Annotated in this window: 13 protein-coding genes; 4 read left to right on the top strand and 9 right to left on the bottom strand. The window is 43.7% G+C overall.

Features of this window, described 5'->3' with window-relative positions:
• Positions 1-53: 53 nt before the first annotated feature.
• The 3 genes from PL85_RS17410 to PL85_RS17400 all read right to left on the bottom strand — a co-directional run bounded on the left by PL85_RS17410 (position 54) and on the right by PL85_RS17400 (position 4868).
• Positions 54-1235, bottom strand: coding sequence for a DUF3103 domain-containing protein (locus PL85_RS17410; protein WP_017045107.1), 1182 nt, complete (start codon positions 1233-1235; stop codon positions 54-56).
• A 239-nt stretch (positions 1236-1474) separates the two neighbouring features.
• Positions 1475-3919: a M9 family metallopeptidase gene (locus tag PL85_RS17405; RefSeq protein ID WP_115340048.1), complete on the bottom strand. Its 2445-nt coding sequence runs from the start codon at positions 3917-3919 to the stop codon at positions 1475-1477.
• A gap of 187 nt (positions 3920-4106) precedes the next feature.
• On the bottom strand, positions 4107-4868 hold the full coding sequence (locus PL85_RS17400) for a class II glutamine amidotransferase (RefSeq protein WP_019282661.1): 762 nt from the start codon (positions 4866-4868) through the stop codon (positions 4107-4109).
• A gap of 506 nt (positions 4869-5374) precedes the next feature.
• On the opposite strand from PL85_RS17400, the gene PL85_RS17395 reads away from it, so the two are divergent.
• Together PL85_RS17395 and PL85_RS17390 are read left to right on the top strand one after the other, a co-directional pair.
• Positions 5375-5620, top strand: a complete 246-nt coding sequence (locus PL85_RS17395; protein ID WP_115340047.1) for a hypothetical protein — start codon at positions 5375-5377, stop codon at positions 5618-5620.
• A 195-nt stretch (positions 5621-5815) separates the two neighbouring features.
• A complete protein-coding gene (locus PL85_RS17390; protein WP_115340046.1) occupies positions 5816-8572 on the top strand; it encodes an immune inhibitor A domain-containing protein in 2757 nt (918 codons plus the stop codon).
• 73 nt (positions 8573-8645) lie between these two features.
• On the opposite strand, the gene PL85_RS17385 is transcribed toward PL85_RS17390, so the two are convergent.
• The 3 genes from PL85_RS17385 to PL85_RS17375 all read right to left on the bottom strand — a co-directional run bounded on the left by PL85_RS17385 (position 8646) and on the right by PL85_RS17375 (position 13007).
• Entirely contained in the window at positions 8646-9506 is an 861-nt protein-coding gene (locus tag PL85_RS17385; protein ID WP_115340045.1) for a lipase secretion chaperone, read from the bottom strand.
• A 69-nt stretch (positions 9507-9575) separates the two neighbouring features.
• Complete coding sequence (locus PL85_RS17380; RefSeq protein WP_115340044.1) at positions 9576-10517, bottom strand: esterase/lipase family protein; 942 nt, start codon at positions 10515-10517, stop codon at positions 9576-9578.
• Positions 10518-10784: 267 nt separating this feature from the next.
• Positions 10785-13007, bottom strand: coding sequence for a leukocidin family pore-forming toxin (locus tag PL85_RS17375; protein ID WP_115340043.1), 2223 nt, complete (start codon positions 13005-13007; stop codon positions 10785-10787).
• A gap of 506 nt (positions 13008-13513) precedes the next feature.
• Here PL85_RS17375 and PL85_RS17370 point away from each other — a divergent pair.
• Entirely contained in the window at positions 13514-14764 is a 1251-nt protein-coding gene (locus PL85_RS17370) for an SGNH/GDSL hydrolase family protein (RefSeq protein ID WP_115340042.1), read from the top strand.
• A gap of 38 nt (positions 14765-14802) precedes the next feature.
• Here the strand turns inward: PL85_RS17370 and PL85_RS17365 are convergent, their stop codons facing one another.
• A complete protein-coding gene (locus PL85_RS17365) occupies positions 14803-15258 on the bottom strand; it encodes an Lrp/AsnC family transcriptional regulator (protein ID WP_026027548.1) in 456 nt (151 codons plus the stop codon).
• A 149-nt stretch (positions 15259-15407) separates the two neighbouring features.
• On the opposite strand from PL85_RS17365, the gene PL85_RS17360 reads away from it, so the two are divergent.
• Entirely contained in the window at positions 15408-16361 is a 954-nt protein-coding gene (locus PL85_RS17360; RefSeq protein WP_174223864.1) for a DMT family transporter, read from the top strand.
• On the opposite strand, the gene yegD is transcribed toward PL85_RS17360, so the two are convergent.
• On the bottom strand, positions 16352-17704 hold the full coding sequence (gene yegD, locus PL85_RS17355) for a molecular chaperone (protein WP_064626641.1): 1353 nt from the start codon (positions 17702-17704) through the stop codon (positions 16352-16354). The two genes, PL85_RS17360 and yegD, sit on opposite strands and share 10 nt — an antisense overlap.
• A 107-nt stretch (positions 17705-17811) precedes the next feature.
• Complete coding sequence (locus PL85_RS17350; protein WP_115340040.1) at positions 17812-18069, bottom strand: hypothetical protein; 258 nt, start codon at positions 18067-18069, stop codon at positions 17812-17814.
• Between the last annotated feature and the right edge of the window lie 191 nt (positions 18070-18260).

Here is an 18260-nt window from a genome sequence, read left to right as displayed (position 1 = left end):
AAAAGCGAGCGCTAATAAGAGATTCGCGCTCGCTTTCTAGGGGGAGAGAAATGTTATGGACGTGTCGGGTTAATCGTCAAAGGCTCAAAAGTGGCCACTGCGTTACCACTCGCTCCAGGATGATCAACATAGCTGGTGTCTTGCATCAAGGTGTAAAAGACATCGACATAATCGTCGTCGTTGACCAGTAAACCATCGGGAATCGCATCAATGATCTTGCCCGTGATTTGCGGAATAATCGCATACGCCTGCACTTCTGGATCAGGGATAAGCTTCAGCACTTCTTCCGCTACTTTGACGAGTAATTTAGCCAGCTCTTTATAATCGGTACCATCATCTTGCTCCATCAAGATAAGATCGGCTGCGCCCCAACGGTAACGAGACCATTGGATCATCACTTGATTTGGGAAGTAATCTTGCTTGTCGTAATCCAAATAAGGCATTTCAACTAAGTCAATGGTCGGCTCATCTCGGCTTGGATTGATGCCTGTAACAATCGCATAAATTTCAGCCGCTCCAGAGATCCACGGTTCTTTGTCATCCGCTAAACGAATTTTTTTCAGCACTGTGGTGGAAATAGGCTCAGCGCTATTATCGCTGCTGCGGGCCATCGCTTGCGCGGCGACGCTACCACTTTCTACTGTGGTCAATGTGGTCGATTGACCCAATGCGTTCATCTGTGCACGCATTGCTTGTAAGCCTGCGCGCAATTCCACTTCGCTATTACTATCAACCACGAAAACGGGTACATCTGGCATTTGATATACATCCAGTTGATGCACCTGTCCGTACACATCAAACGCTTCAATATATTGCCAAGACGCATCATTACCTTTGGGCTCAAAAGCAAACAACGGGCTTTGCCCTTCTTGCCACTCTTTAATCATCGACGCATCGGCAATACGCAGTTGCAGCAATTGCTCAGTAAAATCCTCAATGCCTTTCATTGAACGAATTTGCGCGTCTGCTACAACCATCTGTTGACTAAAATCAGAATCAGGCTGCTCTTCAAACAAAGTGGAAACAGAAATGGATAGGTTTTGCGCGCTGATTTCAGTTTTAAGTGTGGTTTCAAGCTCGGCGTAACTTTCACTCAGTTGCAGTGCTAACGCTCTTTTTTGCTGTGCAATCGCATCAGCATTAGATTGGCTGGTGCTACTGGTTGTCGCTTCTTCTGAGTTGCACCCCATAATAGTGGCCACAAGCAGTAATGAAACGGGTGTTATATATCTCATAATGAACCCTTAATATTTTTAATTACAACATAGAGTAATAACTCTACATAAAAACACAATATCACCGAATGCTATTCTTTCAAGAAATAAATAGAGTGTTAATTTATATTCTTCCCACAAGATCAAATTATTATTAAGTAAAGATTAAATTACATAATGTTAATATAGCTATTACTTTTCTGGCTAATTATATGATTTTAATAAAAAGAAGTGCTTTTACACTTCTTTTTATTCATTAATTATTCATAAGTTGCATAGAGCTCGACTTGGCTATTGGCTTGCTGTGCATTAAGCATGAAATGGACATAGCCCGCTTGTGTTACTGGCAATTCAATATACTCATAGCTATCAGCGCGTTTAGACGCTTGGTCAAAATGAGTCAATGTAGGCCAGTGCTCGCTTTCTGCATAAAGATCAACATTGTGGGCTGCCATCTTATCAATAGGCTGGAGCCAAACTTTGACAGTGCTCATTCCCTCTGGTACATAAATCGCTGCATAGCGAGTTTGATGAATACCCAACGTCATTGGCTGACGATTTTCGAGAACAACAGGTGCTAAATCATCACTAGGCTTTTGCGTATTATCGGTAATGGCGTAACTTACTTTCGTATTTAATTCAACACGCTGGTAAGCTTCTCTACCCGTAATACTAAAATAATAGCGACCCGGTAAAACGGTACCATTGGCTTGTTTTTCTAGTGCAATTGTTTCATTACTATGCAGTTCAAAATTTGTTATTTGATAATCATAATAATGCGCAATTTTTTCATAACTTAAATAAAGATCGGCGTCACCATCACCGCTAATATTAATCGACAATTCACTGATATTATCTGGAACATCAATATAATAGAGTTGTTCACTGTACTGCTCACCCGACAAGGTAACACTCTGCCCTAACGCTAAATGATTCATCGTGTCTTCTGGTTGAATTGGCGGCACAGTCGGATCTTCTGGATTACCACTGTCCGTTGTCAAAGTGTCTAACCAAGTTGAAAATTCGCTGTCTAGGCTTTTGCCGATCCGTTTCACTTGCTCAGCCCATGCTTTGAAATCGCCACTACGTGATAGCGCTAGCAGTTGATCCACTTCATTGGAATGGTTTTCCAGCATAAAACGAACCGCTAAATAGCCCCAGCGATAAATTTGATTGGTGTCATTTTGATAAGTAGTGGCTAGCACTTGCGTGAGGCTCAGTTTTTTCTCAGCAATTAAGTCTACCGCCGCTTGGTAGCCTTTTTTATAGTGCATGTATTCAGCGAAGCCTTCCAACCACCACACGATATGGCCTTCACTTAAATTGAGAGAAAACGAACCGTATTGGTTGTAGCGTCCGTCCAAATAATGCACATATTCATGCTCTAAATTGAGAATAGACAACGCCTCATTCTGCGCATATCGATAAGCGACAAAGCGCGCTGTGTTGTTGGCATCAGCCGGGTTGCCTTCAAGGTATTGCCCGCCGTTGTTAGTGGTATTGCCAAACAAGAAGCTGGAATAACTGACATAACTTTCGTTGCTATCAAATACCACCACTTCCACTTGTTGATTGAGATCATCGGCCACGGGCGTGAAACCGGTATTCGCGACGGCATGGAAGTCGGCTTCTTTCTCATTCAAAATTTCACACGCTTGCTCTGCTTGTTGTGGTGTTAAGCCTTGCGAACGGATAATAGCAGGTCCATCACATTGATGACGATTTGGCATGATACGCTGTTCAAGTTGCTGCTTAGCTTGCGTTAAATTAAGCGCTTCCAATGTCTCTGGCGCGTAGTAAGAAAGCATTTCAACCGCAGCAATCCAGAGTTTATCGCTACGTCCACCCAGCGGGTAACGCTCCAATACTTTTTCTAAAATCGCAATGACTCGAGTTTTGGTGTTTGGGTAAGGGCTAACCAGTAAGCGCCCCGTTTCACGCACCGCATTGTACAAAATGAAATCGGCATCGGTTCCTAACGCCCAATCATGCTCAGTGGAAAAACGATACAGTGTCTCCAAATATTCTGGATGGGCTTCAATGTCTTGATAAAAATCATCACGCGAAGCATGGCCGCTCATGGATCGAAATAAGTTATTTAAACCATCAACAAACTGCACATCTTGCGCCGTTTGTGGGTTAAAGGCGTCCAATAGCACGATGAAATTCGCCATCGTTGAAGGTAGGCGTTTCACGTTATCGACCATTAACGTTAAGCTCGACATGGCCGCCACTTGTTCACGACCTAAGCTCAAACTATAAGGCGATAACATAAACTGGTTAATCGTATCCGCAATCGCATTACTCAATTGCTCCGAATAATCACCAAAATCTTGTTTTACACCATAGCGCACATAATACGCGGCACGGATAAACTCCCCCAGATTAGCAATAGATTTGGCTTGCGCTTCTGTTCCTTGATATTGCGAAACCTCTAACGCCAGCGCTCGGTTAATGCTGTCTATACTATTTTCACTGTATAGACCCAAGATGGCTTTACTATCGGTATAAAACCACGAGTTATAACAGGCTGGTTGTGCATTTTTAATCGCTAAAATTGGCTCTTGTGCTTGGGTGATATCATTAAACTGGCAGGCATCTAATGCATAAGAAAAAGACGGTAATCCTGCTAACGATAATGCCAATAGCAAAGCATTAGGTTTGGGACGAGGGGAATGAATAGATGGAACCGGAGCAATACGCATAGTAACGACTCTCTATAGATCATAGAAATGAATGAGTCGCGATTTATATCAGAATCACATCAACAAAATGAAACTTGACGCACAGAAACCAGGATCTTACTTCAAAAAAGAATTGCTCTCATGAGAGAGCAATCGATTAACCAATAGATCTTATATATCAATACATTACTAATTTTTCCACCACTAACTAAGTGATCGGATACACAGTACATTGAGTGCCAATCACATGAGTAATGGTTTGCGGCTCAATCATTTGCCAACCACTTTCACTATCAAGGGGTTCTGACGCAACCACCATATTATCGCCTTCGCTTTTACTAAACACGGTCGGCGGATTACCATCAGAGCTATAACGCACTAACCAAAAATCTTGCCCATCAGAGATACAAATCGAAGCTTTAAAAGGTGTGACTATCTGTTTCTCCGCCAAAGCCTGCGCAATTTGACCAATCGTGGTCGTAATGGCTTGTACTGGCTGACTGCGTAACCCATTACTCATCATCAATAAAAAAATCAATTCACTATCCGTTGTCCCAACACGCTTGACGTATAGCGATTCCGGTAGCTGCCGTTCTAAGGCGAATTTCACTTTTTCAAACTCACCAATTTGCCCGTTATGTAAAAACATCCAGTGATCCAAAATAAACGGATGACAGTTAGAACGGGAAACCTGCGTTCCGGTGGACGAACGCACATGTGCCATAAAACGGTGAGAACGAATGTGATGCGTTAAGGATCGCAGGTTTTCATCTCCCCAAGCGGGTAAGACTTCATGAAACTGCCCGGGTGTAGTGCGTTCGGTATACCAACCCAGCCCAAACCCATCAGCGTTGACACGGGTGACCGCTTTACGCGCTTCTAAACTTTGGTGCACGAGAGAGTGTTCCGGTTGATAAACCAGTTGATCGAGGTAGATAGGAGTTCCTTGGTAGGCGAGCCAGCGGCACATAATGCAAACATTCCAAAATAATCAGTCACTGATTTCAATAAAGCACGTTTGCTCAATGGCTGCAAGGTGTCCAGGCAACGATACCTTTGCCACTTGGCTCATCAACGCCACAAGTTAATGACTCTTAAATGCAGGCTTAAATGATGAATTATTTATTGAACTAAGATCATCTTTTAGCAAAGTTCATATTATTAAAAATACTAAACCTAGTATTAGTCATTGTTGGTTTTGACCCAACATTTACTTTCGATTGAATTCTAACCTATCACTTTATTTATCTAAAGAATTTCATCTTCATCACTAAGAATAAAATACAAATCCATCAATTATTAATTCTAAATTTAAGAATAAAGAACCGACATATTTATCAATTAAAAACAAACCAAATGTTAACTAGTTATGTTTAAAATATGATGTTATTTCAAAACAACAATTATTTACACTTGCTATGCGTATGACTGATATATAGATTGTTACGAATAATTCACACATTATATGGATATACTGTGAAACATTTAATTTATTTTTTATTAATTAGTTACTCATCAATTAGCCTTGCTCAATCTTCAGTTGATGATGAACGGATGCTCGCCTCATTAATCGAACGAGGTGTGATATGTGAAGGGCTTACATCAGAACAGCAACAACAAGCACTTGCTCTTTATCTACAAAGAAAACACAACAAAGAAAAGTCTCTAAATTCGACAACTCATCAAGAAGAAGCGTGTATTTCTCCGCCGAAGAGCGACTAAATCACCCGTTCAATCTTCACTGAATAACACTCAGAAAACTTGCCTAGATAAGAATATACCAGCCACTCATTGCGTCCATGAATTCTATTTTATGGCGATGAAAGCCATTTATTCTCTATAGCGCTCAGTCGTATGGAAATCAGTTCAGTGAAATTGTTAATACCATAAATACAGAAAGAAAAATAAGGAAAGCAGATGAAACACATAAGGAAAACCTTGCTTGCGTCAGCAATGGTAACACTATTTAACGTCAGTGCTTATGCGCACACCCCGATTGATTTAGGGGTAGTCAATGAAGATAAACTCATTGAAATGTTAGTGCGTAACGGTGTTGTGGATGCCAATGCTACCGATGCAATCAAGCGCGATGCCTTGGATCGTTATTTAGAGCAGAAAATCAAATCGGGCTTCCACGGCGATGCGCAATTTGGTAAGCAAGCTCTTGAGCAACGCGCACGGGTATTAAAGACCATTGAAAAACAAAAAGGCCACCAAAAAGCCAGCGTTTTTGCTCTCGATATCAGCACCAAACGCACCGATAAGGTATTAGCGCTTTTAATTGATTTTCCCGATTTACCTTGGAACGATAACCGCCTGACCAAAGAGCATACTGAAATGCTCTATGCCAGCTACAATCCACCTCACTATCAAGATCTGCTTTTTTCCGATGCGGGCTATGCAGGCCCTAATGGAGAAAATTTCATCTCGATGCGTCAGTATTATGAAAGCGAGTCTGGGCAAAGCTACAGTGTGGCCGGGCAAGCCGCAGGTTGGTATCGCGCGTCTAAAAACGCCGCGTTTTACGGGGGCAACTCGGCAACAACAGACAAAGATATGAATGCGCAAGAGTTGGTACGCGAAGCACTGAACCAACTGGCGCAAGACCCTAGTATTAATCTGGCCGATTACGATATTGAAGATCGTTACGATTACAATGGTAATGGCAACTTCCGCGAACCGGACGGCGTAATCGATCACTTGATGGTGTTCCATGCATCCGTTGGTGAAGAAGCCGGCGGCGGTGTGCTTGGACCTGACGCCATATGGTCCCACCGTTATAATCTCGGCCAACCTTATGTCCTTCAAGGCACAAAAAGTACGCTTCCAGATCGCTTTAACGGCCAATATGCCGCCTTTGATTACACCATGCAACCGATTGATGCGGCCGCTGGGGTTTGCGCACACGAGTATGGCCACGATTTAGGTTTGCCTGACGAATACGATACCCAATACACAGGTAAAGGTGAGCCAGTTTCCTATTGGTCCATCATGTCTTCTGGCAGTTGGGCCGGAAAAATTGGCGGAACACAACCGACGGCATTCAGCTCTTGGTCTAAACAGTTCTTACAAAAAGCGGTCGGTGGTCGTTGGATCAATGACGATCAAATTTCGATTGCAGAGTTAGAGAAAAATCCTCGCGTATTTACCCTCTTCCAAACCACTGACAATGCTCGACCAAATATGGTGAAGATTGATTTACCACTGAAGCGTGTTGATGGGGTGAAGCCTTATCAAGGTTCGTCCGCTTTTTATTCAAACCGAGGCGATGATCTGAAAAATAGCATGTCTCGTAAGCTTTCTATCCCTGCAGGTGGACAAGCTACGCTGAATTTTAAAGCATGGTATCAGATTGAAAAAGACTACGACTTTGCACGCGTACTGATCAATGGTAAAGCGATTGCAGGTAACATCACCACCATGGATGACCCGTACAATACAGGGCTTGTACCTGCTATTGCTGGTCAGTCGGATGGCTGGGTCGATGCGATATTTGACGTCTCCCAATGGGCAGGCCAAGAAGTGACACTCAGCTTTGACTATGTCACTGATGGCGGCTTAGCCATGGAAGGTCTTTACCTTGATAACCTACAGTTAGAGGTCGACGGGCAGCAAACCCTTATTGATGATGCTGAAGGAACATCCACCTTCGCCTTCAAAGGTTACACCACCAACAATGGCTTCCATGAAGCGCCACACTATTATTTACTGCAATGGCGTAGCCACAATGACGTCGACCAAGGCTTAGCCAATATCAAACGCATGGGCCAGTTGATGACTTTCGAACCCGGCCTACTGGTTTGGTATGTGGATGAATCTTACACGGATAACTGGGTAGGTAACCACCCAGGTGAAGGTTGGTTAGGTGTCGTCGATGCGGATCAAAACGCATTGGTTTGGTCAAAAACCGGTGAGGCCGCACAAACGCGCTTCCAAGTGCGAGATGCAACCTTCTCATTGCAAGATCAAACACCTCTACGTTTAGTCGCTGCCGATGGTGATGTGCTCGAAGACACAAGCTTAATCGGTAATGGTAATTTCTCTGATGGCGCGGATTACAGCTCACCATTAGTACCAGATGCTGGACGTAAGTTAACGGAATTTGGCTTGATGATCGACATCCTCAACCAAGGCCAAGACAATGAGTACGGCGTAATTCGCTTATCAAAAGTCAGCGAACAAAACCAAGCTCCTGTCGCCAACTTTGAGCTTAAAACCGACGGTTTATCCGTCAGCGCTTTCAACTACAGCCATGATGAAGATGGCGAGCTAGTCAGTTACGCATGGGATTTTGGTAACGGCCAAATGAGCAGCGAAATGGCGCCAAGCTGGAGCTACACCAGAGCAGGGCAATACACAGTAAGCCTAACCGTAACGGATGATAAAGGCGCAACCAACACCACTACGCGTACAACACAGGTTGAAGTGCCTAACGCATTACCGCAAGCCAGTGCTAAGTACATCCACCTTGGACGCTGGGTAACGATGTGGTCAACCAGCAGCGATAGCGATGGGCGTATTGTCGATACGGAATGGACCCTGCCGAATGGAAAAATAAAACGTGGCAAACTCTTCACCGCCATTTTCCCAAGCTCTGGAAAACATGAAGTGAAAATTAAAGTGATGGATGACAAAGGTGCAACAGTGACTAACACCATTGTGGTGAATTTGTAACCACCTATTCTATTTTCTCTTAGAGAACTTGAGCGCGACTTCGGTCGCGCTCTTCTTTATTGGATAAACAGAATTAAAGCGATTGATCACGTAACCTTTCCAACGCCTCGACGCGTTTGAGTTGTTTGACCTCAAACGTTTGGGTACGCAGTTGCGTAATTTGCTGATTTTTTTCATCTTGGCTCAAACGCGTATTTTCAAGCACCGCCGAACGCTGTTGTAGATAGTTTTCGAGATGCTGAGAAAACTGCTCTCGTTGTTCACTAAGTTGCGTTAACCGCTGTGCTCCTTGTTCGCCAACCAACTCGTTCCAAGCTAAGTATTGCTCTTGCGTGGACAAATGGCGACTCGCGTTGAGTGCTGGCAGTAGTTGTACATTGCGTTCACTGCGCTGAATGTATTCTGGCTGCTGCGCTAATAACGTTTGCCACTGCAACTGCTCATCATATGAATCTACTGCTTGAGATTTAATGCGCAGCTTTTCTAACGCTAAATTTCGTAACGCATTCTCTTCACCAAACAACATACTTTGCTGATCAACGTTAAAAAATTGACTTTGTATTTTCAGTAACTGCTGATTGATCTCAGCTAAGGTAGCAAGATCGAGATTGGCGATGGAAGAATTAGCCTCTAACTCAGCTAATGCTTGTTTGTATTGGATAAACTGTTCAAAAAGCATTGGATCGATCACCACGCCCTCATCCTGCTCAGCATGCTGGGCAATGCGCAGCTCAACCTCAGGTAATGAACTCTCTCCTAATGTAGAGATAAAATAGTGAATTAAATCAAGACTCGATGCGCTGTCTATCTGCGTATCTTTTTGAGATGGCGTTTGTAACGCGCTCTGCGGTAATACTGACTTTTGCAGAAAAAGCACCGCACCGATGCTCCCCAAGATGATCACGATAAAACCAAATAGTGCGGGCTTTTTCATAGCCAATCCTTATAAAGTTTGATGTTACAAAACTTGAAGTTATAAACCTCGAAACTATCAACCTCGAAGTTATAAACCTTGAAGCTTCAATCGATTAGCGTGCTGGCGATACAAGGTAACGGGGTCAGTTTCAAAAAGGTGGTGTATCCCAAGCAAGCCGTTGATTTCATCTAAGTGGTTCATTTGGTAATCATCGCGGATCACCTTACCCAAGTGAGTACTACATACGCCGACTAAACCATCATTAGGGCCATTAAAGGCAAGTCCAGTCAACATCATCGCAGCATCAGTTGGGTCAAGGAGGTTGGTAAAGGTCGCAGATCCTGTCCACGAATAGTAATAAACACCATTGTCAGCCAGTAATTCACCATCACCACATTCACTGCTTGGAACGCCTTCTGGGTAGTGTTGATTAAACGCTAGCGAACCTTGGGTAGTTAAAGCTTCTAAGGAGGCTAAAGGATCTTGATCTAGGTTACTTCCCCCAGAAAGCAGGCCAACCAAACCCGCCAATCCTTGCGCCATTTTGACAGCAATCGCTTCAGAAATGGAGCCCTCTTTAATGTGCCCACGCACTAAATCTGCCACGATTGAGCCTTTATTCACGCCACCAATGCTAGTCACGGACGCCACAAGATCGGGCCGAACTGATGCAACATAGCGAGCCGTTGGTCCGCCATGACTATGGCCAATCAGGTTAACTTTTTGAGCGCCAGTGGCGGCTAAAAGTGACTCCACTTGTTGCAATAATTGTTCACCTCGCCGCTCAGAACTGTGAGTCGCGGAGACTTGAGCCACGTAGACCTTTGCGCCATCTTTCGTCAGTGATTGCGGAATGCCGTAGAAATAATCGACTCCGGCCAGCGTATCAAAACCAAATAAGCCATGAACTAACACAATAGGATACTGGGTTTGGGTATAGCCTGTCTTACTTAACGCCACCGTGCTGGTTGCCGCCAGCGCCGTGGTACTCAGCAGACAAAAAGCAGCAATAATAATCGTTCTTTTCAAAGTAAATTCCTTCTTATTGTAGTGCCTGGTTTAGGCGCGGCATACATTTAACCTACCGTTACCACACCAGAGATTAGACCTCTGAGGAGCACCCTAACTGTAGAAGAAAAGCACTTTATTTCATGTCATCTTGCCAGCTTCGTGAATGAATCGAAAAAAACAACAGATAAAATTAACATTAAATTAACAAAAAAAGAGCACTCGCTTTTTAGCCAACTAGGCCAAAAGCATGAGTGCTCTTTACTACGAAACGATGAAGGGATCGCGCTATTTTAAAATAAATTGAATACCATCGGCTAACCAACCTTCAGACCACACCTTGACTTGCCGAATTGCCGATCCGGCTGGCAGCTCAAACACTTCATCGTGGGTACTGATTGCGTAGTCTTTTGACCCCACTACTTTGGTTGAACCATCATCAAGCTTAAAAGCCATACGGAGTAAATGGTTGCCACCGTACTTGAACTCACCGGAAGTAACGGTTATTTGCGTCACGCGTTTCAGATCAATTTCAGTCAAACTACCACTTTCACCGCCTTGCATCGCATTGGCTTGCGTACCAATTGCATCAATCGCAGCGCCATGGCGAATATACAGTGTCCCCGATTGACCAACATCTTGTAAGGCTAATGGACCCGATGTAAACCCAAATACGGCCGATTCACTATCTGAATGAAATACGTTGGTGTAAGCGGTAATGGTGCGCACACTTACCTGATCATTGCCATCAGCATACAAACCTAACTCACCGCTTGTTTTATCATGGCCAAGCAACTCATGAGAGAAAACATTACTCAGCTTATCGCTGTTTTCTATCCATTCCCAACGCTGACTTAAACTCGAACTACAGGTTTGTAATTGACCAAGTGATTGTCCATCCAAACATTGATGGATGTCGTTTGCACTCACATAACGACCTAACTGATCATAAATAAAAGATTGTGAGTTTTTGGTTTCATCACAGCTTGAGGCAGAGAGCGCGCCATTATCAGCCACATCAACGCAACGATTATTAAAGCTGCCTAATTGCAAATTCACTGGACGACCGCCCGTGAATACTGGGTGCTCCCAATCGACAGTAAAGCTAGCACTTTTGCTCACTCTGCGGCGCGTCGTATTTTCAAAACCATGGTAGGACTGATGCGCACCTACAACATAATAATGCTTATAAGCACCGTTATAAATGGGACGAATATTGACCGAAGAATCAATGGTAAATTCCGTTGTCCCTGTTGCATTAGGAGCGGCTTTATATATCACATCCATTTTGGGTACGAAGCTCGCGTAACCAATCGGGTTAATGCGGTTGGTATCCACAGGATAAGTATTGACCCACAGCGCATCCGTAGAGCGATTCATCATCGATTCGGCAGTCGCGTATTGGCTACGATTCCATTTAAAGCTGACGTTTTGTGCATTATTGGTGCTACGTTCAACACGATAATCGTGCGTTTTAAAGGTTAACCAACGGCTTTGGTTGTAGCTGGCATTGGCTTCTAGCTTGCCTTTAGGTCCATCAGCACTAACCTCGACACCACCACTCACTCCTAGCTGGAAGCCGGATACCTCTTTGACTTCATACTCCGCATTGAGGTTTTCTCTCGGGAACGTTTTTAAGATCTGCGCTTTGTTGTTCGAAGAGTTAAATACAAATTGGTAGTCTTGAGCGATGGCATCAGTCGACCAGTCTCGGAAATAAGCATCTAATGTCACGTAATCAGCACCTGATTGACGATAATCAAGACGGTCATTGAGATGGATCCCCGCACCCGTTGTATCATCATCTAAGCTGATGCGAACAATTTTCGCGTCCGGTGTCGCAGAGCCAATGGTGCCATATTGTAATGAACGCTCTAAATTAACTCGATAGATCAAAGAGATATTGGGGTTATCGCAAAACACTCGCGTACCTCGATCCCAAAGATGTGAGTTATTAAACGTACATTCATTATCAGTAATAGGCCGATTGACATTCAAATAAAACGCGACGTGTGGCAAAGAGTTCGTTTCCGAACCACTATTTGACACCATACTGGCCGTACTACGGCGCTGACGAGAATGGGCAATTGGGGCGGCTTCCAGTAGACGAATGTTGGCATCATTCTCGTCATCTAACGGTGTGAACAACAATTCTCCTTTGTGTTCAGTGATGATCAAAAAGTCACTGGCAAACGCTAAGCCCAGTTTTTTCCTGAGCAATGCTTTCGCCTCTGTCTTTTGCGACTCACCTTCAATCGTACTGAAATCGACAAAATAGCGCATATGTTGGTTCAGTACATCGTCACGAATCTGCATTAGTGTCGGGGGCTCAACCTCTCCTTGTAACCAATAGCTCGCATTGAAGTAATTGATTTGGCTGTCATCCTGAAGCTCACTGAACATTTCAATGGCCAAACCTTGCGGCTGATTCACGTCAGCTTGAGCGGTGTTCCATACCAAGCCTGACATAATGGCAATAGCGCTAAGTGCTTTTCTTCTGTTTATTGACATATAAACCTCGTAAGCATTTTTATTGTTATCACGGTATTTAAAAGAAAATGAATACCCATTTTTTATTTCTTCAGACCACAAAATAAAAGAACATTGGTTTTTTGGCACCTTTGTGGCGAATTATTAATAGATCTTAAAATAACAAACACAAAGAGAAATGATTTTTAATGTGGCTTAAAATCACAATAAAACTGTTTAATTTTTACACATATTGACTGATTATAATTTTATTGATATTTTTATTAAACTACTGAGATTTAACATTAGGACAAATTAATAAAGCAAAACCTTATTGTTATTTACCTAAATTAGGATTCATAAAAACCCTTTCGTATTTTCTTCACTGACAGTTCATTGTTTGATCTTAATACCAAATAATGCTCAACATAGTCGTTTATTGATTGACGCTTAACACCATAAACCCAAAATAGGTCTGACCAGTTTGTTAATTTCACTTTCGCACTTATTCTTTAGTAGATACGTGCCTAAACCAATAAGAAAAAAATATGAAACTAATGACGTTATTGATGACCGCAATATTGCCACTCTCCATGGCGATTGCAGAAAATACGGATACCACCTCAGAACCAGTTACCGCTTATGGCGTAATGAATACGCAAAATAAGCAAACCTACACTTATGTACGCTGTTGGTATCGGCCCGCTGGCAATCATGATGACCCAGCAACAGATTGGGAGTGGGCATTGGATGAACAAGGAAATGACTACACCATTAGTGGTTACTGGTGGTCGTCTGTGCGCTTTAAAAATATGTTTTATACCGACACCTCACAATATGAAATAAAACAGCGTTGTGAAGAGACACTCGGCGTCAGTCACGATTCTGCAGATATTACTTATTTCGCAGCAGACAATAGGTTCTCATACAATCATTCGATCTGGACTAACGATAAACAAAATGCCAAACCCGTCATTAATGAAATGGTGACCATAGGTGACAGCCTTTCGGATACAGGAAATATATTCAATGCGTCACAATGGAAATTTCCCAATCCTAACTCTTGGTTTTTAGGACACTTTTCCAATGGTTTGGTGTGGACAGAGTATTTAGCAAAAATGCACAATTTACCTGTATATAACTGGGCGATTGGCGGTGCCGCAGGGCGTAATCAATATATCGCGCTGACGGGTGTGAACGATCAAGTCCGCTCTTATCTAAATTACATGACAATGGCCAAAAACTACCAGCCAGAAAATACGCTCTTTACCCTTGAATTTGGCTTAAATGACTTTATGAATTACAACCGTGAAGTATATGAAGTCAAAGCAGATTTTAGCAGCGCGATGATTCGTCTTGTGGATTCAGGGGCCAAAAATATTATTCTACTCACCCTGCCCGATGCAACCAAAGCCCCGCAGTTCAAATATTCAACAGCAGAAGAGATAGCGAAAGTCAGCGCTAAGATCACCACCTTCAATGCGTTTATTCAGCAACAAGCACTGTATTATCAGATGCAAGGGGTAAATATCATCCTGTTTGATGCTCATAGCTTGTTTGAAAACCTCACAGCCAATCCACAGCAATACGGCTTTGAAAATGCGACCGATGCATGCCTCAACATCAATCGCAATTCAGCTTTAGATTACTTGTACCGTCATAGCTTAACCAATGATTGCGCTTACCATAGCTCTGACAAATACGTATTTTGGGGCGTAACGCACCCTACCACGGCCATCCATGAATTGATTGCCAACGAAATCAGTAAAAACTCTCTCGCGTCATTTCAATTTGAATAAGCACGCCTGACCTTGAAGACAGCACGCAAGTGCTGTCTCTAAACCCAAATAGGCATCGCGGTAGCGGCTTTCACTTGACGCATGGCGAGGTGGGTATGCATATCTTTTACATTGTTGAGCCGCTGTAACTGACGCGTAAATGCTTCGTACCCTGATAAATTGGCACTAACGACTTCCAACAAGTAATCATACGCACCTGAAACCACATGACAGCTGATCACCTCCTCCATCTCTTTGATTGCCTCTTCAAAACTATCAATGGAAGCGGCTTGATGATTATTCAGGCTAACTTCAACAAAAACCGTCATACCGACCCCGACAGCTTGCCGGCTTAAACGAGCTTGATAGCCATCAATGATCCCGCTCTCCTCTAATCGTTTCAAGCGTCTTGCGCAGGGAGAAGGGGATAATCCAACCTTTTCTGCAAGCTCTGCGGTGCTTAAGCGTCCCTCTGTTTGTAATAAGGTCAACATGCGACGGTCTATTCTATCCATTACTCGATCCTTGATGAAATCCACTAATATTTTGCTAATTTATAGCGGATAAGTGCTAAACCATCTAGCAATAAGGGTGAACTTGCCGGATAAAAGTAAGCCGAACCATAGATAATGGTGAGAAACCATCCATTGATGTGAATGAAATTATGATTTATGGCTACCTCGCGATAGGCACCACACTGTTATTATGGTCCGGCTTTTTCCTCTCTTTAAAGGCAGGAGCCAGCGGCCTATTAACCCCTGCGGATATTGCATTAACGCGCTTTTTACTGCCCGCTTTGTTGCTCTCTCCATTGGTTTGGAGAACTCGACATCAATTGCAAAATGTACCTATACGTTACTTAATTGGTCTATTTATTGGCTGTGGATTGCCCTATTTACTAGTGACAAGCCATGCGATGCAATACGTTCCGGTTTCTGATGGTAGCGCGCTTGTTCCGGGCGTGCTGCCGCTGTTTGTCTCGGGTATCGCGGTGTTGCTGTTTAAACAGCCGTTAAGTCGCCATCGAATAGCTGGGCTGACTTTAGTGGTGGCAGGGGTTGGTATTTTCCTCTATTCAAGTGCCACTGATTTTGAGTCAAACCGTTTGACCGGGCATTTGATGTTTTTAACCGGCAGCCTGATGTGGGCGATGTTTACAATTTGTGCGCGGGTAGCAAATTTACATGCGCTCGTCAGCGCGGGATGGGTTGCTTTACTTTCTACTATTTTATTGGCCGTTCTAATCGCTTTAGGCATCGTCGATAGCTACTTAGCCACACACTCTTTTGCACACTGGCCGTGGAAAGAACTGGCGGGACACACACTGCTGCAAGGTGTCGGGGCGGGGCTCATTGCAGCATTTACCTATTTATATGCAGTTTCAACACTCGGCGCAGAACGCTCCGCTGCCTTTGGCTCTGCAACACCAGTCGTGGCAACCTTGTTGGCGATTCCCGTTTTTGGTGAGATGCCAACGCCTTTGACTTGGATCGGATTAGGATTGATAAGCTTAGGTAGCTTGGTTGCCAGTAATATTTTAATGAAACACGATCATTCGCAATATTACCGGCCCCCAACGCATCAAAAACGAAGCGCTAAGCGCTCATATCAGCGATAGCAAATCTCTGCCCAACGAGCCAAACCAGCAGTCACTGAACCAAAGTAGTTACCGCTGACAACGGGTACGTGGGGCAGTTGCTGCTCTACCGCTTGGCGTAATATTGGAGAACGAGCAGATCCGCCCGTCATAAAGATAACATCCGGCTTTACGCCACCTTGTTCAACCGCTTCTTTGACCAATTCCACCATTTTCGCTTTAGGGGATTCAATGGCGTCGATCATTTGCTCACGCTCAATTTGCACTTCGATCTGCTCAGAAAGAAGATCAAGCACCACCTGACATTGAGTAAGATCAGATAGAGCAATTTTTGCCTCTTCTGCACGGCGTACAATTTGATAGCCGAGCGTTTCAAAATAGACTTTCAGCAAACGCGCCAACTTTTCTGGTTGCTGCGCCTCTTTGTGTAGCAATTTTAATGCTGCCAAGTTTTGCTGAGCATAGAAGTCACGTTGCGCTTCCACGTTGTTAATTGCAATCGGGTTCCAAAACTGCGTGATCGGCATATCAATGCCAGAAATGGCTTTACTTCCTAATCCAAAAGAAGACATCAACTGTTTGAAAGCAATATAGATATCAAGATCATTGCCTCCGACCCGTTGGCCACTATGCGCAAGCAAACTCGCGGTGCGGTCGTCACGCCCTCGCCAACTCGGCCCCATTTTTAGCAATGAACAGTCGGTGGTTCCACCACCGATATCAACCACCAGTACGGTTTGATCTTGCACCAGAGTCGCTTCATATTCTAAGCCCGCCGCAACGGGTTCAAACTGAAAACTGATGTGCTGAAAACCAGCGCGTTTCGCCGCACGTTGTAAAATAGATTCCGCTTGTCGGTTGGCCTCTTCACCACCTCGGCCATGAAAGTTAATAGGACGACCAATCACAGTATCTTGGATGGTGCGCTGAAGGTGCAGCTCTGCATTGTGCTTAATATTGACCATCATGGCGCACACCAAGTCTTCGAAAAAACTGACCTGCACATCACGTAAACCTGCCGCGCCTAGAAATGATTTAGGGGATTTAACGTAATAAATATCGCGCGGATCCTGCAGATAGAGATCGAGCGCCGCTTGGCCAAAGGCAATGTCTTGCGCGGCAAGTTCAATACTCTCTTCTCTATTCACATTGATCGCGCGGCGAAGTACTTGCTCACCAATTTTATCGCTTGGCGTAATATTGTGATGACGGAACAGATGCTCAGAAATGGACTCTCGCGTCGGGGCACATATTGTCGAAGGAATGTAGTGGCTTTTACCTTCTATGGGTAACAATGTTGGTTGCCCATCTTGCATCATTGCGACAGAACAGTTCGCCGTTCCATAGTCAAAACCAATAAACATCGCTACCTCCTAGCATCAGAAAAAGGCCGGCGATCCTACCTTATGATTTTCACAAATACTATCCCCAAGCTACTTGGACTGTCTGGTGAGAAAAGACATGGATTGGTTTACACAAGCCAAGAGACGAAAAAAGACAGCAGCAGGCAGCCCAAATAAGCCATTTTAATCACCTTGATATATCGATAGTGGATAAGACAAGGTGACAAGATAAACAACGGGATCAGGACAAAAATGGGGTTCATACTGAATAGCCAGCTTAACAATACAACAGAAAGTGCATAGTAGAAGAGCCACGAATTTGGAACCGACAACTTTTTGCCAAGTCCCACTATAAATAATAATGCAGCAAGTAAAGGTAACATCATTAATCACACCTTTATGATATTAATTCTCATTTACATCAAATATTAGTCACTGTTCAGCGCAAAAGCAATAGAAAAACTAGGTACATTATCAGGCACCAAGAGCCATACTCAACACAGGCATTGGAACCGTCTTTCATTTCTCTTTACCCACTCGAATAATGATTAGTTTTTCGGCTCTTCTCCGCTTAGAT

Source organism: Vibrio anguillarum (assembly GCF_001989995.2).
Classification (GTDB): Bacteria; Pseudomonadota; Gammaproteobacteria; order Enterobacterales; family Vibrionaceae; genus Vibrio; species Vibrio anguillarum.
Note: the sequence above shows the minus strand (reverse complement) of the source record. Positions and strands in the feature narration are given on the sequence as shown.

What these genes read in the sequence shown, in the direction of transcription:
- PL85_RS17385 (WP_115340045.1), bottom strand. Translation starts at nt 9,506, where the DNA reads ATGAAAAAGCCCGCACTATTTGGTTTTATCGTGATCATCTTGGGGAGC.
- PL85_RS17370 (WP_115340042.1), top strand. Translation starts at nt 13,514, where the DNA reads ATGAAACTAATGACGTTATTGATGACCGCAATATTGCCACTCTCCATG.
- PL85_RS17390 (WP_115340046.1), top strand. Translation starts at nt 5,816, where the DNA reads ATGAAACACATAAGGAAAACCTTGCTTGCGTCAGCAATGGTAACACTA.
- PL85_RS17405 (WP_115340048.1), bottom strand. Translation starts at nt 3,919, where the DNA reads ATGCGTATTGCTCCGGTTCCATCTATTCATTCCCCTCGTCCCAAACCT.
- PL85_RS17400 (WP_019282661.1), bottom strand. Translation starts at nt 4,868, where the DNA reads ATGTGCCGCTGGCTCGCCTACCAAGGAACTCCTATCTACCTCGATCAA.
- PL85_RS17350 (WP_115340040.1), bottom strand. Translation starts at nt 18,069, where the DNA reads ATGATGTTACCTTTACTTGCTGCATTATTATTTATAGTGGGACTTGGC.
- PL85_RS17360 (WP_174223864.1), top strand. Translation starts at nt 15,408, where the DNA reads ATGATTTATGGCTACCTCGCGATAGGCACCACACTGTTATTATGGTCC.
- PL85_RS17365 (WP_026027548.1), bottom strand. Translation starts at nt 15,258, where the DNA reads ATGGATAGAATAGACCGTCGCATGTTGACCTTATTACAAACAGAGGGA.
- PL85_RS17410 (WP_017045107.1), bottom strand. Translation starts at nt 1,235, where the DNA reads ATGAGATATATAACACCCGTTTCATTACTGCTTGTGGCCACTATTATG.
- PL85_RS17375 (WP_115340043.1), bottom strand. Translation starts at nt 13,007, where the DNA reads ATGTCAATAAACAGAAGAAAAGCACTTAGCGCTATTGCCATTATGTCA.
- yegD (WP_064626641.1), bottom strand. Translation starts at nt 17,704, where the DNA reads ATGTTTATTGGTTTTGACTATGGAACGGCGAACTGTTCTGTCGCAATG.